Raw genomic sequence first — 19,769 nt, 5'->3', positions numbered from 1 at the left:
GCTGTAGTGGCCATCCGAGTCGGATTCCAGAAATCGGGCATCACGCCGGAGGACCACCGGCACTACGCGTCGACCGCCATCCCGCCGGCTGCTGCCCTCACCTCGACGTCGGGACTCACCACCGCAGGCGGAGCCCTGGTCTCGACCGGCGCGATGACGGCGACCATCTCGGCGTTCAGGGCGACCATCCAGGGCACGAGCAACTCGCTGCAGAGTGCGTACCCGTTCGTCAACGACGCGACGGCGGCAATCACGATCACCGACGGCCACGCCACCCTGCCGCGGCAGGACCTCGTCGTGGCCCAGGTCCGGGACAACCCCTACGACAGCAGCGGGCAGCAGGACGGCCGGATCTACGTGGTTGCTGGCACCGCGGCGGCGTCCCCGGTCGCGCCGCCCGTCCCGACCTCGGCCATCCCCCTGTGGGAGGTCAGGGTCAACGCCGGCGCGAACGCGGGCAACGGCGGCGTCGTCTGGGGCAGTGCGCTCACCGACCGCCGCACCTACACGGGCTGGTCGCGCATCGACACGGGGGCGTGGACGTCGTACACGCCGACGTGGACCGCGTCCGGCGGCGGCGCATCCCTGGGCAACGGCACCCTCGCCGGCCGATGGATGCGAGTCGGTCGCCTCATCACCGTCCGAACGACCCTGGTCCTCGGGTCCACCACCTCGGCCGGCTCCGGCTACTGGTCGTTCAGTGTGCCCGTCGTGGGCGCCACGACCACAGCGGGCCAGGCCGGTCTGGGCAGCGCGCTCGCGACCGACGCCGGTGTCGGGGTCCACCACGGCGTGGCCATGGTCGGCAGCGCCGAGGCCGTGGTGATCGCGTTCAGCAATGCCGAGGACACCCCGTGGGGTCCGGCCAGCGGCCCGATCACCTGGGGCAACGGCGACAGTTGCACGCTGATGGTGTCGTACGAGGGCGCGACGTGACGGCAACGTGGCGGGTCGAACTCGCCGACCTGCGCACCGACCGCACCCTCGCCGACGTCGAGGCCACCGGCGTCGAGTTCGACCGGCTGATCGGCCGGCCGGGGTCGCTGTCCTGCACGCTCGTCATTCCGGACCCGGTCACCGCCGACCTCGTTCGGCCGTGCGAGCCGCAGCGGACTGCGATGTACGTCTACAGGGGTGATCGGGACATCTGGTGGGCGGGCATCATGTGGCGCCGCACGATCGAGCGCCCCCGCCGCGGGCCGCACATGGTGCGGCTCCAGGCCGCGTCGTTCGAGTCGTACCTGTACAGGCAGGTCCCGCTGTTCATCGGCGATTCGGAGACGTTCGTCGACATGGACCGGTTCGACGTCGTCCGCTACCTCGTCAATCGGGTCCAGGCCGAGCCCGGCGGTGACCTGGGCATCACCGTCGACGCGACGCTCTCGGGGACGCTGATCACGGTGGCGTGGCCCTGGAACAACGGAACGTCCTACGGTGCGGCGATCGACCAGATCGCCGACGTCGAGGGCGGATTCGAGTACGGCATCGACACATACCACGACAGCAGTGGTGATCGGGTGCGGCACATGCGCCTCGGGTCCCCACGGCTGGGCCGGGTCGAGGCCGAGCACGAACTGTCGGACCCGGGCAACCTGTTGACCTGGACCTGGGACGAGGACGGCACCCGCGGCGGCACTTCTTTCCGCTGCCGTGGCGGTGGCGTCCCGGTCGGCAACGAGACACGGCCGGCGTCGCACGATGACGGCACCGTGTACGAACCCGCCCAGGACTATCTGGACGCGGGATGGCCGCTGGTCGATGTGGTGCGCGACTACAGCGACATCACCGACGGTGCGACGCTGCGGGCCCTGGCCCGGGCGGAGATGAGCCGCTCGTCCGGGTCGGTGGCGACGCCGTCGGTGACGGTGCGCCTGTCCGAGACGGACGTCACTCCGCAGCATCTTGGCGACACGGTGCGGATCCGCATCTCGGATTCCTGGTGGACGCCGGCCCTCGATATCAGCCGGCGCATGATCGGATTCAAGGTTCGGCCGCCTGAGCGCGGTCAGTCCGACGAGTCGATGGAGATCTACCTGGAGGGAATCGACTGATGCCGTATCCCCTCCAGCGGCAGGACGCCGCGGACTGGATCGCGGGCCAGACGGCCGCCGCAGGGCGCCTGTTCACGGACGCGAACTCGGGTCCGGCGCATCGGCCGGCGAGTGGCATGTATCCGGCGCGTGTGGCCGACTATCTGTCCACGACGGCGGGCTCGTTCGAGAGCCTGTGGGCCGGCTACCTGCTGAACGACGGGCCCCTGCTGGACATCGGCGGTGTGGTGGCGACCGAGACCGGCACGACGGCGGAAGCCCGGGTTCTGATCAACAGCGTGCAGTTCGGCCCGACCGTGAGCGTTGCCGCATTCTCGGCCGTGACCTGGTCGCCTCCGGTCGCGGCGCACGGGGTGTCCGTTTCGGCGCTCGTGGTCGAGGTCCAGGCTCGGCGCGTGAGCGGCACGGGCCTGGTGCGGGTGGGCATGCGGTACTGCCGACTCCTGCTCGCCGCGAACTGACACGCAGCGTCGACCCGCGCCCCGAGCCTTTGGCTGGGGCTTTCTCACGCTCCGAGGAGGTGCGCCATGCCGACCGGCATCGATTTCAGCTTCAGCCGCGTCCCGCCCGCCACGGCCCGCGCGGCTGGCCACACCTTCGCCATCAGCTACCTGACCGACCTGGACACCCCCCACCGGGCCAAGGCGTGGACCTTGCCCGAGATCACCGCCTACCGCGCTGCGGGTCTGGGTGTGGTGGCGGTGTGGCAGGGCGGCGGCCCGGACCGAACGACCGCATGGCGCGGCGGCTACGACCGCGGCCGCCGTGATGCCCGGCTCGCGGCCCAGCAGGCGGGCGCGCTCGGGCGGCCGGAGGGCGACCAGGGGCGGCCGGTCTATTTCGCGGTCGACTACGACGTCTCGTCGTCCGATCTGGCGGCTGTCGCCGAGTACTTCCGGGGCGTCCGGTCGGTGTTCGACCCGGCGAACGTAGGCGTCTACGGCGGCCGTCGCGTCATCGAGTGGGCGATGTCCTCGGGCGCCGCAGCCTGGTGGTGGCAGACGGGCGCCTGGTCCGGGACCTACCGGGTGCCCGGCATTCACCTGTGGCAGCGCGTCCCGAGTACGCGTCTCGGGTCCTACGACATCGACATCGACGACGCCCACCAGCCGGATTACGGCCAGTGGTTCGACCCGCCTGGAGGAGTTATGGCCTGGTGCCCGTTTGCGCAGCGCATGGAGCTGCAACCCGAGTCCGACAATCAGGTGGCGATCAAGCCGACGCAGTTCATCCTGCACTCGATCGCGGCGCCGTGGACACCGAAGCGGATCTACGAATACTGGCACGACTCGACGAACTTGGAGTCGCACTTCGGCTTGGGGTTCGACGGTTCGCTCGCCCAGTTCATCGGGACGCTGACCCGCGCGGACGCCAGCGCGCAGGCCAACGTGCGAGCGATCAGCCTGGAGAGCGCGTCGAACCTGGAGCACACGGATCCGTGGACGGACGCCCAGGTCGCGGTGATCATCCGCCTGGGTGTGTGGCTGTGCCAGACCCACGGGATCCCCGCCCACCGGCCGCCGACGTGGGACGCGCCGGGGATCGGCTATCACCGCATGTTCCGGCAGTGGTCGACGGACGGCACCGCGTGCCCGGGTGACGCCCGGGTGGAGCAGTTCGACGAGGTCATCCTGCCCGGCATCCAACGCGTTCTCGCGGGCGGCCCCGTGCCTCCCGTTCCCAGCAACTCCTCTGGAGGATTCATGGCTACCCCTGTCGAGACCTGGTCCTACGCCAACCCGAACGACGGCCCGGATGCGTGGCAGCGGCTGAAGGACTCGTCGCCGGAGGGCGTGTGGAACTACAAGTTCGGCGAGACCGACGATGGCGCCCCGTCGGCGGCGGACTATCTGCGCGGGATCCACGGTGACGTGGTGGCGCTGTCCGAGGCGATGTCCGAGGCGCTCGCGGCGCTGACCGCCAAGGTCGACGCGCTGGCCGTACCGGCGAAGGAGGCGGGCAAGTGAGCATCAAGGGCCGGTTCTTCCTGGACCTCGTCGAGCGCACCCTGTTCACCTACGTCGAGGTCGTGCTGGGTCTGATGATCGCGTCGGCGACGACGTCGGCCATCGACCTGTCGGTGGCGAAGGCTGCGGCTATCGCGGGGATCCCGGCTGCGCTCGCGGTCGTGAAGGGCGCGTTGTCGAGCATGCTGGGTACTCCGGGTACGGCGGCGGCGCTTCCGAGCGGAGCGGAGCCGAGGGCGTGAGGCTCGCGGTGGCCCGGTTGCGGCAGCGCCTGGGCCGCCGCGGGGCAATCCTCGTGATCCTGGGCACCGGAAAGATCTGCCTCGGCGCGGGGTTTCTCGCCGCTCCGCCGACGTCCACCCGTGGCTTGGAGCTGCTGACCGACCGCGCGCCGCTGCACTGCTGGGCGTGGGTGTGGATTCTGGCCGGGTCGGTGACGTTCGCGGCGTCGATGCTGCCGGTCGGCCGTGACGCGATCGGGTTCTCTGCTGCTCTGGTGCCGCCGTCGGTGTGGGCGTCGGCGTATCTGTGGTCGACGGTGTCGGGGGGTTATGCGCGTGGTGCGTGGCTGGCGGGCTGGTACTTGACCAGCCATGTCGGCGTGATTCTGTGGGCTGCGACCGTGCCTGAGCACTCGGTGCCCCATCGTGTGGTGAGAGACCCCGGGAGCGGTCGTGAGTGAGATATGGGGTGTCGTGGGTGCGCTGGTGGGGGCGGTCGCGCTGACGCTGGGCGGCCTGTTCACCGCGAGGGCAACGAAGGCCGCGGCTGCGGCGACGGCGGAGGCCCAGCAGGCCGCGGCTCGGATCACGGCGGAGCCGGAGCAAAGACGCCAGGACCTGGAGGCGTTCAGGGCGATCCGCGCCGAGCAGTCGGTCGAGATAGACGAGATGCGTGCTGAGGCTCGGTCGCTTCGGTCGCTGGTGCGGGCGTTCGCCTTGTACGTGGGGCAGCTCACCGCGCAGATGCGTCAGCAGGGGATGGAGCCTCCGGCGCCGCCTGCTCGGGTGGAGGAGTACAACCGCACCGGTGTGTGAACGACGACCGCCCCCGCTGCTGCCTTCGGGCGGCGGCGGGGGCGCTTCGTGCTGTCCGGGCTCGGTTAGGCGCTGTCGCCGACCCAGTGCAGCCTGCCGTCCGGCGGGTCGACGTGCTCGTAGTGGCTGCGTCCGCCGTCGTAAGCGCCGTGCGTGGCGATCAGGGCGAGGCCGTCGGGGTAGGGCGGGTCGCCGCTCCCGGTGATCACGACCCATTCGCCGTCGAGTGGGCCGCCGATGAGTTCGATGGCGGGGGTGTCGTCGGGTGGGGGTGTGTCGCCCGGGCGGGATCCGTACCAGCGTCGCGTCATGGGAAGTGCCTACCAAACTCCGCCCACAGCCCGCCGGTTTATCCACAGGTTCGCCGCCGCCCACCCGCCGGGCCCTGCCTCCCGCCACGCTCTCACCACGGGCCGCCCGGCCCATGGAGGAGGCGGCATGTGGGACCTGGTGTGCGCGCTGGTCGGCGCGGCGGGCAGTGTGGCGGCGGCCTGGGTGGCTACTCGCCCGTGGCCTGCCGGGCCTGGTGAACGGCGACGGCGGCGTCCCGCTCGGCCTGGAGAAGCCGCTGCCACTCGGCGCCCCAGCCGGCGCGGGCCTCGCGCCACGTCTCCCACCCGGTCGCGTCCTCGGCGTCGGGCAGCCGGCCGTTCGGGAGGCTCGCCGCGGCGTGCTCCTTGACGGCGGCGGTGGCTGCTTCGCGTGCGGCCTTGAGGTCGGCGAGGCTGGGTGTGCTGTCGTGCGTGTCGTGCATCCGTGCGACGCTACCCGCCGGGTCCGACATCACCCGGCTGCCGCGCGGATCACCATCGCGGTGGCGTCGTCGCGATAGCCGTCGATGTCCGGCTCGGCGGCGGCCACGAGCGCATCCGCCAGGGCCTGCGGGTCGACGGCATATTTGCGGACCAGGGCCTCGATTGCGGCGGGCTCGACTTGGTCGTGGACTCCGTCGGTGGTGAGGATCAGCAGGCCGCCGGCGGGTACCGAGACGTAGGGCACGGTCGCCGGCACCGCGGTCCCCAAGGAGATGCCGACGAAATCGGCCAGGGCGGAGACGGGTACGTCACCCGCTTCCCGGGCCGCTCGCGACAGGTACGCCGCGAGGTTGTGGTCGGTCGTCAGCAGCTGCAGCTCGGTGCCGTCCCAGTGGTAGGCGCGGCTGTCGCCGGCCCAGACGATCTCGGCGCCGCCGCCTTGATGGGTCACGGCGAGGACGGCGACCGCGTCCGGTCCGGGGTCGTGCAGTAGCAGTCCGGCCGACAGCAGCCCGGCGAGGCCTCCGCGTACCGCGCCGACGCGGGCGGCGGTCTCGGCGAGCATGGGGGCGAGGCGGACGATGTCCGGGTCGTGGCCCATGCCGTCGACGAGGGCGACGGCGGTGCGGTCGGTGGTGGTGGACGTGTAGGCGGTGGCGGCGTCGGCGATCGGGCCGCTGGTTCCCTCGCGGGTGGCGATGGCGATGGTGGGTGTGGTCACGGTCCCCAGGATGTCGGTGGGTGGGTGCCGCCGGGGCCGATACGCGGAGAGCGGGCGCGGCTGGCGTTCGGGTGGTCAGCCGGCCCAGGAGAGGTGGATGACGCTGACCAGCACGCGCGCGTCCTGCACGACGTAGGTGGCGAAGCCGTAGCGGCCGAACGGCGCCTCCAACGTGTCTTTCAGCCCGCCGGACATGCGGGTCCCGGCGCCCCATGGGTCGCGCTGTAGCTGCCGCTCCAGGGTGTCGAGGGCGGTGAGGGCGGCGCGCGGGAGGCTCCGCCTGACCAGCTCGGCTTTCGGGTGGTACTCGATCGTGTAGCTCACCGGTCGGCGTCCTGGAGTCGGGCGAGGGGGATCGCCCCGACGTCCTCGCCTGCCCGGACTGCTCGGGCGCGGTCGAGGATGTCGTCGTAGTCGCCGGCTCGGTGGTGGATCAGGCGCCGCTGCCAGGGTTCGAGGACGTGGGCGAGTTGGGCGAGGTCGCCGAGGTCGGCCGCGACCTGGAGGGCGTGCGCGTAGTCCTGTTCGAACTCGGCGCGGGCGTCGTCGGGGAGGCCTGCGCGGATCTCGCCGGGGGTTGGCCAGAGGGCGCCGCCGGTGTGGATGGTGACGTCGGGGTCGCGGGGGTCTGGGGTCTGCTCGTTCATGCGGTCAGGGTGGCATCGCGGCCCGGGTGATCGGTAGCCGGCGCACTCGGGTGGTGCACGCGCCGGGCGGTGCGCCCTGCGTCGCCGACGTGGTTCGGCAGCGCAGGACGCTTCACCGCTACGCCTCGCCCATCGCCTCGCGAAGCCACGTCAGCGATCCGGTTTCCAGCAACTCGGCGGCAATGCGCTTCGCGGACTCGGTCCGGATTCGCTTCTGTGAGTTGACGATCCACCGGTCGACGTTCTTGTGCCCCTGATCCTGATACTCGATCGCCTGAACCAGGCACTCCAACTTGTCGGCGTCGCCAGCGCAGATCGCTTCGGGCGTCTCACGGGCCTCGTACTCGCCGATGATCGACCGCATCAGCGCCCCGAGGCCGGCGGGCATGCCCGTGGACTGGTCGTCGGCGATGGCCACCGCGTCGCCCTTGCCGACGTACTTCTGGCTGATGTGCGCGAGATCCCCGGTGCGGGTCTCGCCGGTGTCGTGCCACACGCTCAACAGCGCGGCTCGCGCCGGATCGGCACCCTCCATCTCGGCGATGATCGAGGCCAGGAGCGCGGCCCGCCAGGAATGCTCGGCCACGCTCTCCGGGTCCTTGATGCCTGCAATCCACCAGCCGGTCCGCTTGTGGTTCTTCAGCGTGCCCGCCTCGAAGAGGAAGTTCGCCACCACGCGGTCCTCGTCAGCCACCCCATGCTCCTTGCCTGTGGTCTACGTCCTCGAAAGCCGGATGGCGTACCGGACTCCGTCCAGTTCGCGCCGCGCCTGCGCGGACAACGTCCCGCCATCCAACAGGACATCGACTCGTTCCCGCAGCACGTCGGTATCGACGCCCGCCGCCTGGAGCAGATGGGGACGGATCGCGAGCAGTGACCACAGGGTGTGGATGTACAGCTCGGAGAACCCGAGTCCCGGCGTGAGGTGGTCGACGAGGTGGGCCAGGAGGCGCTGTCCGCCCCAGGCTCCGGGGGTGACGGGGGCCGCCATGAACGCGTCGTCGCCGTGCAGGCGGGGCAACTCGCCCACCCAGTACGCCCAGTAGTTGAGGTTCGCGGTCTCTCCGGGGTCGCTGTCCACGAGGGTGCGCTCGATGAAGTGGGTCATGCGCTCTCGGTCGCCTTGGCGCACGGCAACGGACGCCACCGAGCGGGCGTCGAGCCAGTCGGCCAGCCATCCCTGGCTGCGTCGGCCGCGCTGCTGGTGCTGTATCCACGGCGTTGTGTCCGGGGCCGGGTCGTAGCTGACGAGGTAGAGCGCCTGGCGGCGGGTCAGGATGTCGGCCGGCCGCGTCGCGGTCTCGGCGGTGTGGCGGACGGAGGTGAAGAACGCCCGGCGGCTGGTGGCGGGGAGTTCGGGGCTGGTGGCTACGGGGCCGCGGCGCCGCGGCGTGGGGAGGGCATCGATGGTGGCGGGCGCACGGCCGGTGAGCGGCCAGGTGAGCATCTCGACCACGTTGCGCTGGAGCACGGTGGAGCCGAGGGGGTGATGGGGTCCGGCGGAGCCGCCCTCGAGGACTCCGGCGAGGAGGACGTCGGCTTCCATGGCTCGATCGAGTGCGGTGAGGAGGTCGGGCGAAGCACCTGCCTGGAGGAGTCGGTTGCGGTAGACGAGCATGTGGCCGACGGGTACGGCGGTGATCGGCCGACGCCCGGTCTCCCAGGCGGCGACGGTGTCGACGCTCACGCCGAACTGCTCGGCGAGACCGTCCTGGGTGAGGCCGGTTTGCTCGCGAATGCACCGCATCACGTACCCGGAGATGACGCCGCCGCGGGCACGTCCGGTGGAACCCTGCGTGTCGGTCAGGGTTTCGGGGGGTGCGGGGGTCATGGGCCCTCCGGATGGCTCGACAACCCGTACCGGCGGTCACTGCCGCGCCGTTGGGGCTGCTCGTAGCGTTGCGGTATCAGTTCACCCAGCGTAGAGGCGAGCGATCATGATCGTCACCGAACAATCCGATCAGCCGTGTGTCACGGCATCCGGTGACCCGCACCGTCCGATCCGGGTGTCACTCTCGGACGGCAGGTCGTTCGACGTGACGGCCGACGAACTCGTCGCGCTGCAGCACGAGATCCGGGCGCACCTGCTGTACCGGGTCGCGTCGTCGCGCGGCCGGTTCTCGAACTCGGGCGGCTGACGAGCCGCCCCCTTGCCGCGGCGCACGGGCACCGCTCGCGGCCTCCGGCCCGGCCCGCGCCCCCCACCGCGCCGCCGGGCCGGCCTCCAGCGGGCCGACCGCACCGTTCGGCGGGCGGCCCTCGGCCCGGCGGTGTGGCAGCGCCGCTGGGCCCCCGACTCCCGCCCGGCCGTATCCACCCCCGACGGCGGCCGGGCGGGGTACCACGCGGGGCCGCGCGCGCAAGGGGCCGCGCGGCCCCGCTTCCACCACTCACTCACGAGGGAGACTGCGATGACCGACCGACCGCTCCGGCGAGGCGACCACGTGGTACACGAGCCGCCGTCCGGCGGGCAGGGCCGGTGGGGGGTTCTGATCACGGACGACCCGGCGGCGGAGACCGTCGAGGTCTACGAGAGCGACCCCGCCGGCATCTGGACCGCTCCCCGCGCCGAGGTACGGCGGCGGCGCCCGGGAACCTACTAGGCCAAGCCCGCTGGTGATCACTGAGCGGAGTCGGTTGGTCGATCCATCTTCCGCCCACACGAGTGCACAGGCTAGGAATGTGGAGCCCGACATTCCGGATGGAGCTAACCGAGCCGCACCCGCCACCGGTCCGCCGGCAGCAGCAACTCGTCGACCGCTGCGGGGCGTCCGTCCCGCGAGAACCTGACGACCCGCACGACCAGGAGGACAGCACCGATGGCAACACCGAGCATCCCCGCCTCGCCCGGCGCGGCTGTTCGCGCCGATGTTTCGGCATACTGCTCACCGCCGACAGCGGGGCGCAATCGGTGGGTGTACCTCACGAACAAGTGGCTGGTGCGTCCGTCAGGGTCAAGCCGTTCGACGCGCTCGCGCTGCACGCGGGTACCGTCCGGAACCCCGAGGTGGGCCGCGATGTCGTCCTTCGCTGTGGCTCGGGTTAGCTGTCGCTCGCCGATGCCGTGTGGCCACGAACTCACGGCGTCGGTCAGGACTCTCACTGCTGGAGGATGCGCCACGGTCGGCCGGTGCCGCTGGGCCCCCTCGACCAGTTGTTCCGCACGGAGGACGCCGAGCACGTGCTGGGCAATACCGAGGCCGACGCCGTACTCGCTGGCGATTTGGTGACGGGACAAGAACCGTTGGCCGGGTGCGAATTCGCCGGAGCGGATGCGTCGGCGGAGGGCGTCGGCCACTCGCTGGTAGCTCGCCTCGGCTGACACGTCGTGCAGTCTCTTGCGTGCGCCAAATCTTGATCATTACAGATCGCTCGAAAGTCAATATCGAATAAAGGTTCGAGTCTTTTTTCACTCTATCGAGTGAGTTGGCAAAACGATCTTCCTTCCGGCGGGTTGGGCCACTAGGAAGGAAGGCAGCCTTCCGGTTGTATCCACCCACAGGCTCGCCGCGCCTTCCTCACCGCGTGGCGTACAGACGGACGGCACGCGGGCACCTTGGGGAAGGTATCCCGCACGCCGTCCACATCGCCCCAGGTCAGCGGCCTGGGGCGATGCTGTTTGTGGAGCCCCTACATCTCACGCGGGAGTGCTCACCCAGTGTGACCAGTATCTCTTTCCTACGATGGTGCCGCTGACCGCCGTCAAGTGGGTGAGTTCGGTGGTACGAAAGTCGGCTTCGAGGTCGGCCGGGAGCCGACTCGTATCGCCGACGACCAGGCCCGGAAGCAATCCCCGGGCAGCGGGCGGCAGTTCCGCGCAGGCGGCCCGCAGCCGTGCCCGGAGCAGGCCCGCGAAGCGCTGGTGGGCCGCAGGGGCGCCGATCCGGTCCGGAGCGGCCCGGACCAGGAGCAGGGCCTGGCCGCTCCGCCCCGGAACCAGGCGGCCGTGGACCCGGATCGGGGTACTCGGCAGCAGTCCGAGCCAGGCGTCCGCATCAGGCCCGGAGGCCAGCACCGTGACGGGCGTCCGCACCCGTACGCCGGCCATCCGCGGCACCCCCGATGCGCCGGAACCGCCGGGCGCGCCGAGTGGGCCGCCGGGTGGGTCGATGCGGTCGATGCGGGCCTCGAACACCGTGGGGGACGAGCCGAGTTCGCTGCCTCGGACGCGGGTGACGCGGCGCTGCGGGTCGGTGCGTACCGTCAGCTCGACGGTGGCCTCGGCGCGCTGCCGGGCCGCGGCCGCCACCGGGCCGTCGTGGTCGGCGGCGGTGCGGAGGCCTGCGACCAATCCGCCGGCCGCGACGCACACGAGCACGACGGCGAGCGTGGCCCGGTGCCGAATCGTGGGCCGACACGCGAGTACGGCGGCACACGCGGCGGCGCACACGCTCACCGCAACGGCGGCCCGGAGCGGGATCAGCGGCGCACCCCACGCGGCGGCCCAGGCGGCGGCCGCGCCGGGGACGAGCCGGGCGTCGGTCCGGGCACGGCTTCTCGGGACGTCGGGCGCGGTCATACCCGAACCCTCGGCTTGAGGTCGCTGTACTTGCGATCGCCGATGCCCCGGACCTGACGCAGTTGATCGACGGCGGCGAAGCGGCCCAGCTGGGTGCGCTTTTCGATGATCTGGCGGGCCAGGACCGGACCGACGCCGGGCAGTTGTTCGAGCTGCGCGGCGGTTGCCGTGTTGAGGTCGAGAACGGCTGCCGGGGCGCCTCCCGCCGAGGCGGTGGAGCCGGCTCCGGACGGATTGGCGGCGGGCGGAGGCGTGGCACCGGGGACGCCCACCGGGATCTGCTCGCCGTCGGCCAGGGGGCGAGCCAGGTTCAACGTGGCCAGATCCGCCGCCGGCAGCGCACCCCCGGCGGCCTGCACCGCGTCCGCCACCCTCGACCCGGGCGGCAGGACGACCACCCCGGGCCGGGCCACCTTCCCCGCCACATGCACGGTAAGCGGCCCACCCGCGGAAGTCGGCGCACCGCCGGCAACCCCCGACGCGGGCCCGGCCTGCACCGGTGTCCCCACCCCGGCTCCCCCCGTCGCCTGCCCCACCGCCACGGGCGCGGCCACACTCTGCGGCCGCGCCCGCCACCACCCACTCACGGCCAGCGCGACCGCCACCAACGCAAGCACCGCGACCGCAACCACCACGCGCCGATCCACACCCACCCGAAGCCGAGGCGGCACCCGATCCGCAACCGCCTCGACCAACCGCCGACCCGAATCCGCCCCCTGCACCGAAAGCACCTCGGGCGCCCCCAACAACGCCGCAACCCGCTCCGCCCCCGACCTCGGCGACCCCGAGGGAGGAGATGCAGAAGAACCAGCCGAATTCCCGGACATGCCCCGAAACTAGGCCGAACCCATCCCCCGACCGAGCTATCGCCCTGCACCTGTGCACAACAACCAACCTGTGGAAACCGGATGCCCCCACTTGGGTGCCGGATGGGGGTTGAGTTCGACGGAGGCCAGGGGCCTTCCGGGTGTGTTGGGGCTTTCCGGCGCACGTTGCGCGTGTGGTCGCGGGTGGCCGGTGCGGAGCTGGTCCGAGTCGATGATGTGCCGCCGCCGGCGTTCGAGGCTCCGAGGCTGGAAGCTCCCAACCAGACGGGCATGTTGCTCGGCGAAAAGCGGCCGGCAGCGGGAGGGCTGTCCGGTCAGGTTCTCCGGGCGACCTTTCGAATGGGTCGGGTGGTTTCGGCGGGCGTTGCGCATGTGGTTGCGGGTAGCCGGTGCGGGGTCGGTCCGAGTCGGTGATGGGCCGCCGCCGGCGTTCGGGGCTCCGAGACTCAAGGTTCCCGACGAGACGGGCGTCTTGCTCACCGAAAACCGGCTGGCAACGGGAGGCAGGGAGGGCGCTCGAGTCTCGGCGCCCGAGGAGCCTTCCCAAGTGGGTCGGGCGTTTCCGGCGCGCGTTGCGCGTGGGGTTGCCGGTGGCCGGTGCGGGGTTTGTCCGAGTCGGTGATGGGCCGCCGCCGGCGTTCGGGGCTCCAAGACCTGAAGCCCCCGACGAGACGGGCGTATTGCTCGGCGAAAACCGGCTGGCAACGGGGGGCGGGGAGGGCGCTCGGGTCGAGTCCTCCGGGCAGCCTTTCCGAGTGGGCCGGCCAGGGCATTTCGAGGTGGGGTGGGCATGTAAGGGGGCGGAAGTTCACGAAACCGGACGGCGTGACCGGGCGATCTCGGTCTCCACGCGGCCATTGAAGGGTCAGGACACACGAAACCGGCACTCGACGCCCGACTTTCCACCTCGACACCACAAAACCGCAGGTCACCGGAGCTCAAAGCCCACAACCACCGATCGCGATCCGGTTTCGAGCCCAACTCCTCTTCAAACGCCCTCGAAGCGCCCCGGCCCACTCGAAAGCCCTCCGGAGGACTCGACCCGGCCGCTCTCCCTCACCGCCGCTGCCGGCCGGGTTTCGCCGAACAACGCGCCCGTCTCGTCGGGACCTTCGGGTTTTCGGACCAGCCCATGCAGCCACACGCGCACGCCCGCCCGGAAACACCCCAACCCACCCGGAAAGGCTGCCCGGAGGACTCGACCTGAGCGCCCTCCCCGCCCCCGTTGCCAGCCGGTTTTCGATGAGCAATACGCCCGTCTCGTCGGGAACCCTGAGCCTCGGAGCCCCGAACGCCGGCGGCGGCCCACCTCTTGAGCCGGACCAACCCCGCACCAGCCACCCGCAACCACAAGCGCAACGCCCGCCCAAAGCACCCGACGCACTCGGGAAGGCTCCTCGGGCACCGAGACCAAGCGCCCTCCCTGCCCCCGTTGCCAGCCGGTTTTCGGTGAGCAAGACGCCCGTCTCATCGGGACCTTGGGTCTCGGAGCCCCGAACGCCGGCGGCGGCCCATCACCGACTCGGACCAACCCCGCACCAGCCACCCGCAACCACAAGCGCAACGCCCGCCGAAAGCACCCGACCCGCCCGGGAAGGCTCCCCGGGCGCCGAGACCCGAGCGCCCTCCCTGCCCCCCGTTGCCAGCCGGTTTTCGGTGAGCAAGACGCCCGTCTCATCGGGAACCTTGAGTCTCGGAACCCCGAACGCCGGCGGCGGCCCATCACCGACTCGGACCAACCCCGCACCAGCCACCCGCAACCACAAGCGCAACGCCCGCCGAAAGCACCCGACCCGCCCGGGAAGGCTCCCCGGGCGCCGAGACCCGAGCGCCCTCCCTGCCCCCCGTTGCCAGCCGGTTTTCGGTGAGCAAGACGCCTGTCTCATCGGGAACCTTGAGTCTCGGAACCCCGAACGCCGGCGGCGGCCCATCACCGACTCGGACCGACCCCGCACCGGCTACCCGCAGCCACAAGCGCAACGCTCGCCAAAAACGCCTAGCCCCCTTGGAAGGGCCGGCCGGGCGACGAGACCCGGGCGCCCTCTCATCCCACCGCCGCAGGCTGCCTTTCCCGCCGCGCCGGCCCGCGCCACGCGCAGCACCCACGACCACGAGCGGCCGGGTTTCCGCCTCCCCTAAGTCCTGCCCCACCCCAGCACCGCGCGCCTACCCGAGCACGCGCCGCGCCTACCCCACCCCACCTCGCCACGCCCGCGCCCACGCCCACGCCCCTCACCGTGGCGACACCACCACCGCCAGCAACCCCGGGCCCGCGTGGGCGCCGATTACCGCGCCCACTTCGCTGACGAAGAGTTCGTGCAGGTTCGGTAGGCGCTCCTGGAGGCGCGCGGCCAGGGCCTCCGCTCGGTCCGGGCTGGCCAGGTGGTGTACGGCGACGTCGACCGGGCCTGCGCCCGCGTGTTCGACCGCCAGTTCCTCCAGGCGGCTGATCGCGCGCGCCGATGTGCGGACCTTTTCCATTGGGCCGACCAAGCCGTCGCTCACGTGCAGCAGCGGCTTCACCGCCAGCGCCGTGCCCATGAAGGCCGCCGCCGCGCCGATCCGGCCGCCTCGGCGCAGGTATTCGAGTGTGTCGACGTAGAAGAGGGCCGAGGCCGCCTGGGCCCGCTTTTCCGCCGCGATCGCCGCCTCCTCCAGGGTGGCGCCGTCCCGGGCCGCCTCGGCCGCCGCCAGTACGGCGAAGCCCATCCCCATCCCGAGCGTGCGCGAGTCCACCACCCGCACCGGTACCTCGGCGTCCCGCGCGGCCAGTAGCGCCGCCTCGTACGTGCCGGAGAGTTCGCTGGAGAGGTGGATCGAGACGATGCCCGTGGCGCCCTTCTCGGCGAGTTCGCGGTAGGTCTCCGCGAACGTCTCGGGCGCCGGCCGCGAGGTGGTCACGATCCGGCGCTGGCGCAGGGCGTCGGCGAGTTGGGCCGGGGTGGCCTCGACGCCGTCGTCCAGCGGCCGCCCGCGCAGGACGACCTTGAGCGGGACCACCACGAGGCGGTGCCGCTCCACGAGCTCCTCGGGCAGGTAGGCCGTGGAGTCCGTGACCACGGCGAGATCGGTCGGCATCGTCGGCATGAGCGGGCAACCACCCGGATGTGAGACGACAGGGGGGCGGGGTCGGTGTCCCGGGCTACCCGGGGTCGGGTCGCCGATTCGGGACACCACACATCAATTTTCGGTCACCATGCCACGCCCCGGCACGCGGGTGGCGCGCGCCACGGTGCGGCCGACGCGTCCCGTCGTGGGGGCTCGCCGCCGGCACGTGTTCAGGTCAGCCGCTTGCTTTCGGAGCGACCGAAGCGACCAGTGCGACCAGAGCGATCGGAGCGACCAGAGCGATCGGAGCGATCGGAGCGATCCGAGCCATCCGAGCGACCGGAGCCATCCGAGCGACCCGGCAGCCCCATCGAACCCGGACCGCCGGCTCCGCCCGCCCCGCTCTCCTCCGCATACGCCCGCAAGGCCGCCGCCTCGCGCTCGACGTCGATGCCGAGTCGGTCCAACTCGTCCTCGCCCAAGTGGCGTTCGCGGTCCTGGACGGCCCACCGCAGGGAGGCCGCGGCATGCTCGATGCGGTCCGCGCGGTCCTTGAGGCCGGGCAGTTCGCGGTCGACCCGGGTCCGGTCCGGCTCGCGTTCGAGCAGCTTCAAATCGGTGTCCAGCGCCTTGGCGAACTCGTCCAGCCGGCGCAGCAGCGCGACCGCGTCGGAGAGTTGCGCGTCGTGCGCGTAGCCCGCCTCCAGCACCCGCCGGGTCTGGTCGAGCGAACGGCGTACCGAGCCGCGCATCCGGGCCGCCTCGCCGGCGCCGCCGGTGAGCGTGTACGAACGGGCCTTCGACGCGGCGTCCTCGACCAGGCCGCGCACGCGCGGCGCGTGCAGTTCGATCCGGCGCCGCACCGCGCGCCGCATCATGGTGATCAGGCCCACCACGACGCCCACGAGGACGAGACACGCGAGCACGCCGGCGCCCAGCACCACGCCCAGGGTCTCGGCGCCGTCGGCCAACGAGTGGGTGGGCGCGGGAACGTCGGCGAGGGCCACGAGGCGTCTCCTGCCTGGTCGGGGCCGGAAGGTATTCACTCACACTAACCCCGCCGCGAGGCTCCGCTACGCACGCGCCGGGAAAACCCCGCGTTCCGGGCCGATCGTCACCGACCGGAAACACCCCCGCCACCGACCGGAAATCGCCGCACCGAAGCCCCGATCGCCCAGGCCGTGAGCCGGGTCGGCCGCCCCACAAGGAGCGACCGACCCCGACCCCGATCGCCGACCCCCTACGCCGGAACCACGTTCACCAGCTTCGGCGGCTTCACGATCACCATCCGCACACCCGCCCCGTCCAGCGCCGCCACGATCGCCGGATCGGCCAGCGCCAGCGCCTTCAGCTCGTCCTCACCGATCGTCGGCGGCACCTCCAGACGGGCCCGCACCTTGCCCTTGACCTGCACCACGCAGGTGACGGTGTCCTCGACCAGGTAGGCCGGATCCGCCTGCGGGAACGACTCGTAGGTGACCGTGTCGCCGTGCCCCAGCCGCGACCACAGCTCCTCGGCCACGTGCGGCACCAGCGGCGCGACCATCAGGACCAGCTTCTCGGCGATCTCGCGCGGCACGGCCGGCAGCTTGACCAGCGCGTTGTTCAGCTCGATCGCCTTCGCGATGGCGGTATTGAAGCGCAGCGCGTCCATGTCCCGCCGCATGCCGTCGATCGCCTTGTGGGTGGCGCGCAGCGTGGCCTCGTCGGCCGGCTCGTCGACCACGGTCGGCATGCCGGTGTGCTCGTCCACGATGTTGCGCCACAGCCGCTGCAGGAAGCGGTACGAACCGACCACCGCGCGCGTGTCCCACGGCCGGGAGATCTCCAGCGGGCCCATCGACATCTCGTACAGGCGCAGCGTGTCCGCGCCGTACTCCTCGGCCATCTGGTCGGGAGTCACCGAGTTCTTCAGCGACTTGCCCATCTTCCCGTACTCGCGGCTGACCGCCTGCTCACCCAGGAAGAAGCCGCCGTCGCGCTCCTCGACCTCGCTCGCCTCGACGTAGACGCCGCGCTCGTCCTTGTACGCGAACGCCTGGATGTAGCCCTGGTTGAACAGCTTGTGGAACGGCTCGAACGAGGACACATGGCCCAGGTCGAACAGCACCTTGTGCCAAAAGCGCGAGTACAGCAGGTGCAGCACCGCGTGCTCGACGCCGCCGACGTACAGGTCCACGCCGCCGGTGTGGCCCTCGTGTCGCGGCCCCATCCAATACTTCTCGACCTCGGGGTCGACCAGCACGTCGGCGTTGGTCGGGTCCAGGTAGCGCAGCTCGTACCAGCACGAACCGGCCCAGTTGGGCATGGTGTTGGTCTCGCGGCGGTAGCGCTTGGGCCCGTCGCCCAGGTCCAGGGTGACGTTCACCCAGTCGGCGTTGCGCGACAGCGGCGTCTCGGGCTTGGTGTCCGCGTCGTCCGGGTCGAACGTGCGCGGGCGGTAGTCGTCGATCTCGGGCAGCTCGACCGGCAGCATCGAGTCGGGCAGCGCGTGCGCGACGCCGTCCTCGTCGAACACGATCGGGAACGGCTCGCCCCAGTAGCGCTGCCGGGAGAACAGCCAGTCGCGCAGCTTGAAGTTGACCGTGCCCTCGCCGATGCCGCGCTCGGTCAGCCATTCGGTGATCGCCTTCTTGGCGTCGGCCACGCCCAGCCCGTCCAGGCCGATGCCCTCGCCGGTGCTGTTCACCAGCGCCGCGTCGTAGGAGACGAACGCGTCGGCCCAGTCGGTGGTGTCCTCGATCGAGCGGTCGTCGCTCGGCCGGACCACACACCGGATCGGCAGTTCGAAGGCGCGCGCGAACTCGAAGTCGCGGTGGTCGTGCGCCGGGACGGCCATGATCGCGCCGGTGCCGTAGCCCATCAGCACGTAGTCGGCGATGAAGATCGGCACCCGCTCGCCGTTGACCGGGTTGGTCGCGTAGGCGCCGGTGAACACACCGGTCTTGTCCTTGCCCTCGCTCTGTCGTTCGACGTCGCTCTTGGACTGGGCGAACCGGCGGTACGCGGCGATCGCGTCGGCCGGCGTGGCCGCGCCGCCCGTCCAGACCGCCGGGATGCCCTCGGGCCACGCGTCGGCCACGATCGTGTCGACCAGGTCGTGCTCCGGCGCCAGCACCATGTACGTGGCGCCGAACAGCGTGTCGGGGCGGGTGGTGAAGACCTCGATCGGCGCGGCGTCGGTGGCGAACGAGACCCGGGCGCCCTCGGATCGACCGATCCAGTTGCGCTGCATGATCTTGATCGGCTCGGGCCAGTCCAGCTTGTCCAGGTCGGCCAGCAGCCGGTCGGAGTACGCGGTGATCCGCATCATCCACTGCCGCAGATTCGCCTTGAACACGGGGAAGTTGCCGCGCTCGCTGCGACCGTCGGCGGTGACCTCCTCGTTGGCCAGCACGGTGCCCAGGCCGGGCGCCCAGTTGACCGGGGCCTGCGAGACGTACGCCAGGCGGAACCCGTCCAGCACGGCGGCGCGCTCGGTGCCGGTCAGGTCGGCCCACACGCGCCCGTCCGGGGTGGGCCGCGCGCCCATCTCGAACTGCTCGACCAGTTCGGCGATCGGCCGCGCCCGCCCGACGCCGCCGTCCGCGCCGGGCGCCTCGGGGTCGTACCAGGAGTTGAAGATCTGCAGGAAGATCCACTGCGTCCAGCGGTAGTACGCCGGGTCGGTGGTGGCCACCGACCGGCGCTGGTCGTGGCCCAGACCCAGCCGGCGCAGCTGGCGGCGCATGTTGGCGATGTTCGCCTCGGTGGTCACGCGCGGGTGGGTGCCGGTCTGGACCGCGTACTGCTCGGCGGGCAGGCCGAAGGCGTCGTAGCCCAGCGTGTGCAGCACGTTGTGGCCGGTCATGCGCTTGAACCGGGCGTAGACGTCGGTCGCGATGAAGCCCAGCGGGTGTCCGACGTGCAGGCCCACACCCGAGGGGTACGGGAACATGTCCATCACCATCATCTTGGGCCGCCCGGCGACCTTCTCCGGCGCGGCCAGCGGGCCGGCCGGGTTGGGCGCCTCGAACGTGCCGTCGGCCTCCCAGCGGTCCTGCCACCGCGCCTCGATGTCACCGGCCAGGGCGGCGGTGTAGCGGTAGGGCTCGGTCGGGGCGTCGGTGTTGCCGGCAGGACCCTGCGTCATCTCGGTCATCGTCCTCAACCATCGGGGTGTGGGCAGCCGTCGACTGCTTCTCCGGTTACGGCCGC

General features: G+C 71.4%; 22 protein-coding genes. 9 read left to right on the top strand and 13 right to left on the bottom strand.

The window, feature by feature from the left end:
* The first annotated feature begins 6 nt into the window (after positions 1-6).
* The 7 genes from B4N89_RS20535 (at position 7) to B4N89_RS20505 (ending at position 5,055) form a co-directional block, all read left to right on the top strand.
* Entirely contained in the window at positions 7-936 is a 930-nt protein-coding gene (locus B4N89_RS20535) for a hypothetical protein (protein ID WP_078977299.1), read from the top strand.
* Complete coding sequence (locus tag B4N89_RS20530) at positions 933-2,051, top strand: hypothetical protein (RefSeq protein ID WP_078977298.1); 1,119 nt, start codon at positions 933-935, stop codon at positions 2,049-2,051. Before B4N89_RS20535 ends, B4N89_RS20530 begins: the two co-directional genes overlap by 4 nt.
* Complete coding sequence (locus tag B4N89_RS20525) at positions 2,051-2,512, top strand: hypothetical protein (protein WP_078977297.1); 462 nt, start codon at positions 2,051-2,053, stop codon at positions 2,510-2,512. Before B4N89_RS20530 ends, B4N89_RS20525 begins: the two co-directional genes overlap by 1 nt.
* A gap of 66 nt (positions 2,513-2,578) precedes the next feature.
* The gene (locus B4N89_RS20520; RefSeq protein ID WP_078977296.1) at positions 2,579-4,018 is read left to right on the top strand and encodes a glycoside hydrolase domain-containing protein; all 1,440 of its coding nucleotides are present in this window, start codon (positions 2,579-2,581) and stop codon (positions 4,016-4,018) included.
* Positions 4,015-4,260, top strand: coding sequence for a hypothetical protein (locus B4N89_RS20515; RefSeq protein ID WP_078977295.1), 246 nt, complete (start codon positions 4,015-4,017; stop codon positions 4,258-4,260). Before B4N89_RS20520 ends, B4N89_RS20515 begins: the two co-directional genes overlap by 4 nt.
* A complete protein-coding gene (locus B4N89_RS20510; protein ID WP_078977294.1) occupies positions 4,257-4,700 on the top strand; it encodes a hypothetical protein in 444 nt (147 codons plus the stop codon). The genes B4N89_RS20515 and B4N89_RS20510 overlap by 4 nt, the downstream gene beginning before the upstream one ends.
* Positions 4,693-5,055, top strand: coding sequence for a hypothetical protein (locus B4N89_RS20505; protein WP_078977293.1), 363 nt, complete (start codon positions 4,693-4,695; stop codon positions 5,053-5,055). Before B4N89_RS20510 ends, B4N89_RS20505 begins: the two co-directional genes overlap by 8 nt.
* A gap of 65 nt (positions 5,056-5,120) precedes the next feature.
* On the opposite strand, the gene B4N89_RS49050 is transcribed toward B4N89_RS20505, so the two are convergent.
* The 7 genes from B4N89_RS49050 to B4N89_RS20470 all read right to left on the bottom strand — a co-directional run bounded on the left by B4N89_RS49050 (position 5,121) and on the right by B4N89_RS20470 (position 9,009).
* Positions 5,121-5,366, bottom strand: coding sequence for a hypothetical protein (locus tag B4N89_RS49050; protein WP_078977292.1), 246 nt, complete (start codon positions 5,364-5,366; stop codon positions 5,121-5,123).
* Between the two features lie 188 nt (positions 5,367-5,554).
* On the bottom strand, positions 5,555-5,809 hold the full coding sequence (locus B4N89_RS20495; protein WP_078977291.1) for a hypothetical protein: 255 nt from the start codon (positions 5,807-5,809) through the stop codon (positions 5,555-5,557).
* Positions 5,810-5,838: 29 nt separating this feature from the next.
* Positions 5,839-6,531, bottom strand: a complete 693-nt coding sequence (locus B4N89_RS20490; RefSeq protein ID WP_235618706.1) for a SpoIIE family protein phosphatase — start codon at positions 6,529-6,531, stop codon at positions 5,839-5,841.
* 75 nt (positions 6,532-6,606) lie between these two features.
* Positions 6,607-6,855, bottom strand: coding sequence for a type II toxin-antitoxin system RelE family toxin (locus B4N89_RS20485; RefSeq protein ID WP_078977290.1), 249 nt, complete (start codon positions 6,853-6,855; stop codon positions 6,607-6,609).
* Positions 6,852-7,178, bottom strand: coding sequence for a DUF6247 family protein (locus tag B4N89_RS20480; RefSeq protein WP_078977289.1), 327 nt, complete (start codon positions 7,176-7,178; stop codon positions 6,852-6,854). The genes B4N89_RS20485 and B4N89_RS20480 overlap by 4 nt, the downstream gene beginning before the upstream one ends.
* Positions 7,179-7,296: 118 nt before the next feature.
* Positions 7,297-7,872, bottom strand: coding sequence for an HD domain-containing protein (locus B4N89_RS20475; protein ID WP_078977288.1), 576 nt, complete (start codon positions 7,870-7,872; stop codon positions 7,297-7,299).
* A 21-nt stretch (positions 7,873-7,893) separates the two neighbouring features.
* A complete protein-coding gene (locus B4N89_RS20470) occupies positions 7,894-9,009 on the bottom strand; it encodes a helix-turn-helix domain-containing protein (RefSeq protein WP_078977287.1) in 1,116 nt (371 codons plus the stop codon).
* A gap of 175 nt (positions 9,010-9,184) precedes the next feature.
* Here B4N89_RS20470 and B4N89_RS52655 point away from each other — a divergent pair, with 175 nt between their 5' ends.
* Together B4N89_RS52655 and B4N89_RS20460 are read left to right on the top strand one after the other, a co-directional pair.
* The gene (locus B4N89_RS52655) at positions 9,185-9,316 is read left to right on the top strand and encodes a hypothetical protein (RefSeq protein WP_268812519.1); all 132 of its coding nucleotides are present in this window, start codon (positions 9,185-9,187) and stop codon (positions 9,314-9,316) included.
* A 273-nt stretch (positions 9,317-9,589) separates the two neighbouring features.
* Positions 9,590-9,781 (top strand): hypothetical protein, encoded by a 192-nt coding sequence (locus B4N89_RS20460; RefSeq protein ID WP_078977285.1) that lies wholly within the window; start codon positions 9,590-9,592, stop codon positions 9,779-9,781.
* Between the two features lie 104 nt (positions 9,782-9,885).
* On the opposite strand, the gene B4N89_RS20455 is transcribed toward B4N89_RS20460, so the two are convergent.
* The 6 genes from B4N89_RS20455 to leuS all read right to left on the bottom strand — a co-directional run bounded on the left by B4N89_RS20455 (position 9,886) and on the right by leuS (position 19,713).
* Complete coding sequence (locus tag B4N89_RS20455; protein ID WP_078977284.1) at positions 9,886-10,503, bottom strand: GntR family transcriptional regulator; 618 nt, start codon at positions 10,501-10,503, stop codon at positions 9,886-9,888.
* A 312-nt stretch (positions 10,504-10,815) separates the two neighbouring features.
* Positions 10,816-11,697 carry a hypothetical protein gene (locus tag B4N89_RS20450; protein ID WP_078977283.1) on the bottom strand — a complete coding sequence of 294 codons (882 nt, stop codon included), beginning with the start codon at positions 11,695-11,697 and terminating at the stop codon, positions 10,816-10,818.
* Entirely contained in the window at positions 11,694-12,128 is a 435-nt protein-coding gene (locus tag B4N89_RS20445) for a ComEA family DNA-binding protein (RefSeq protein ID WP_201260872.1), read from the bottom strand. The genes B4N89_RS20450 and B4N89_RS20445 overlap by 4 nt, the downstream gene beginning before the upstream one ends.
* A 2,628-nt stretch (positions 12,129-14,756) precedes the next feature.
* On the bottom strand, positions 14,757-15,602 hold the full coding sequence (locus tag B4N89_RS20440) for a DegV family protein (protein ID WP_078979493.1): 846 nt from the start codon (positions 15,600-15,602) through the stop codon (positions 14,757-14,759).
* Positions 15,603-15,802: 200 nt separating this feature from the next.
* A complete protein-coding gene (locus B4N89_RS20435) occupies positions 15,803-16,579 on the bottom strand; it encodes a hypothetical protein (protein ID WP_078977282.1) in 777 nt (258 codons plus the stop codon).
* Positions 16,580-16,812: 233 nt separating this feature from the next.
* A complete protein-coding gene (gene leuS / locus B4N89_RS20430) occupies positions 16,813-19,713 on the bottom strand; it encodes a leucine--tRNA ligase (RefSeq protein ID WP_078977281.1) in 2,901 nt (966 codons plus the stop codon).
* Between the last annotated feature and the right edge of the window lie 56 nt (positions 19,714-19,769).

Origin of the sequence: Embleya scabrispora (assembly GCF_002024165.1) — a bacterium.
Classification (GTDB): Bacteria; Actinomycetota; Actinomycetes; order Streptomycetales; family Streptomycetaceae; genus Embleya; species Embleya scabrispora_A.
The sequence above is the reverse complement of the archived record's forward strand: the minus strand, read 5'-3'. Positions and strand labels throughout refer to the sequence as shown.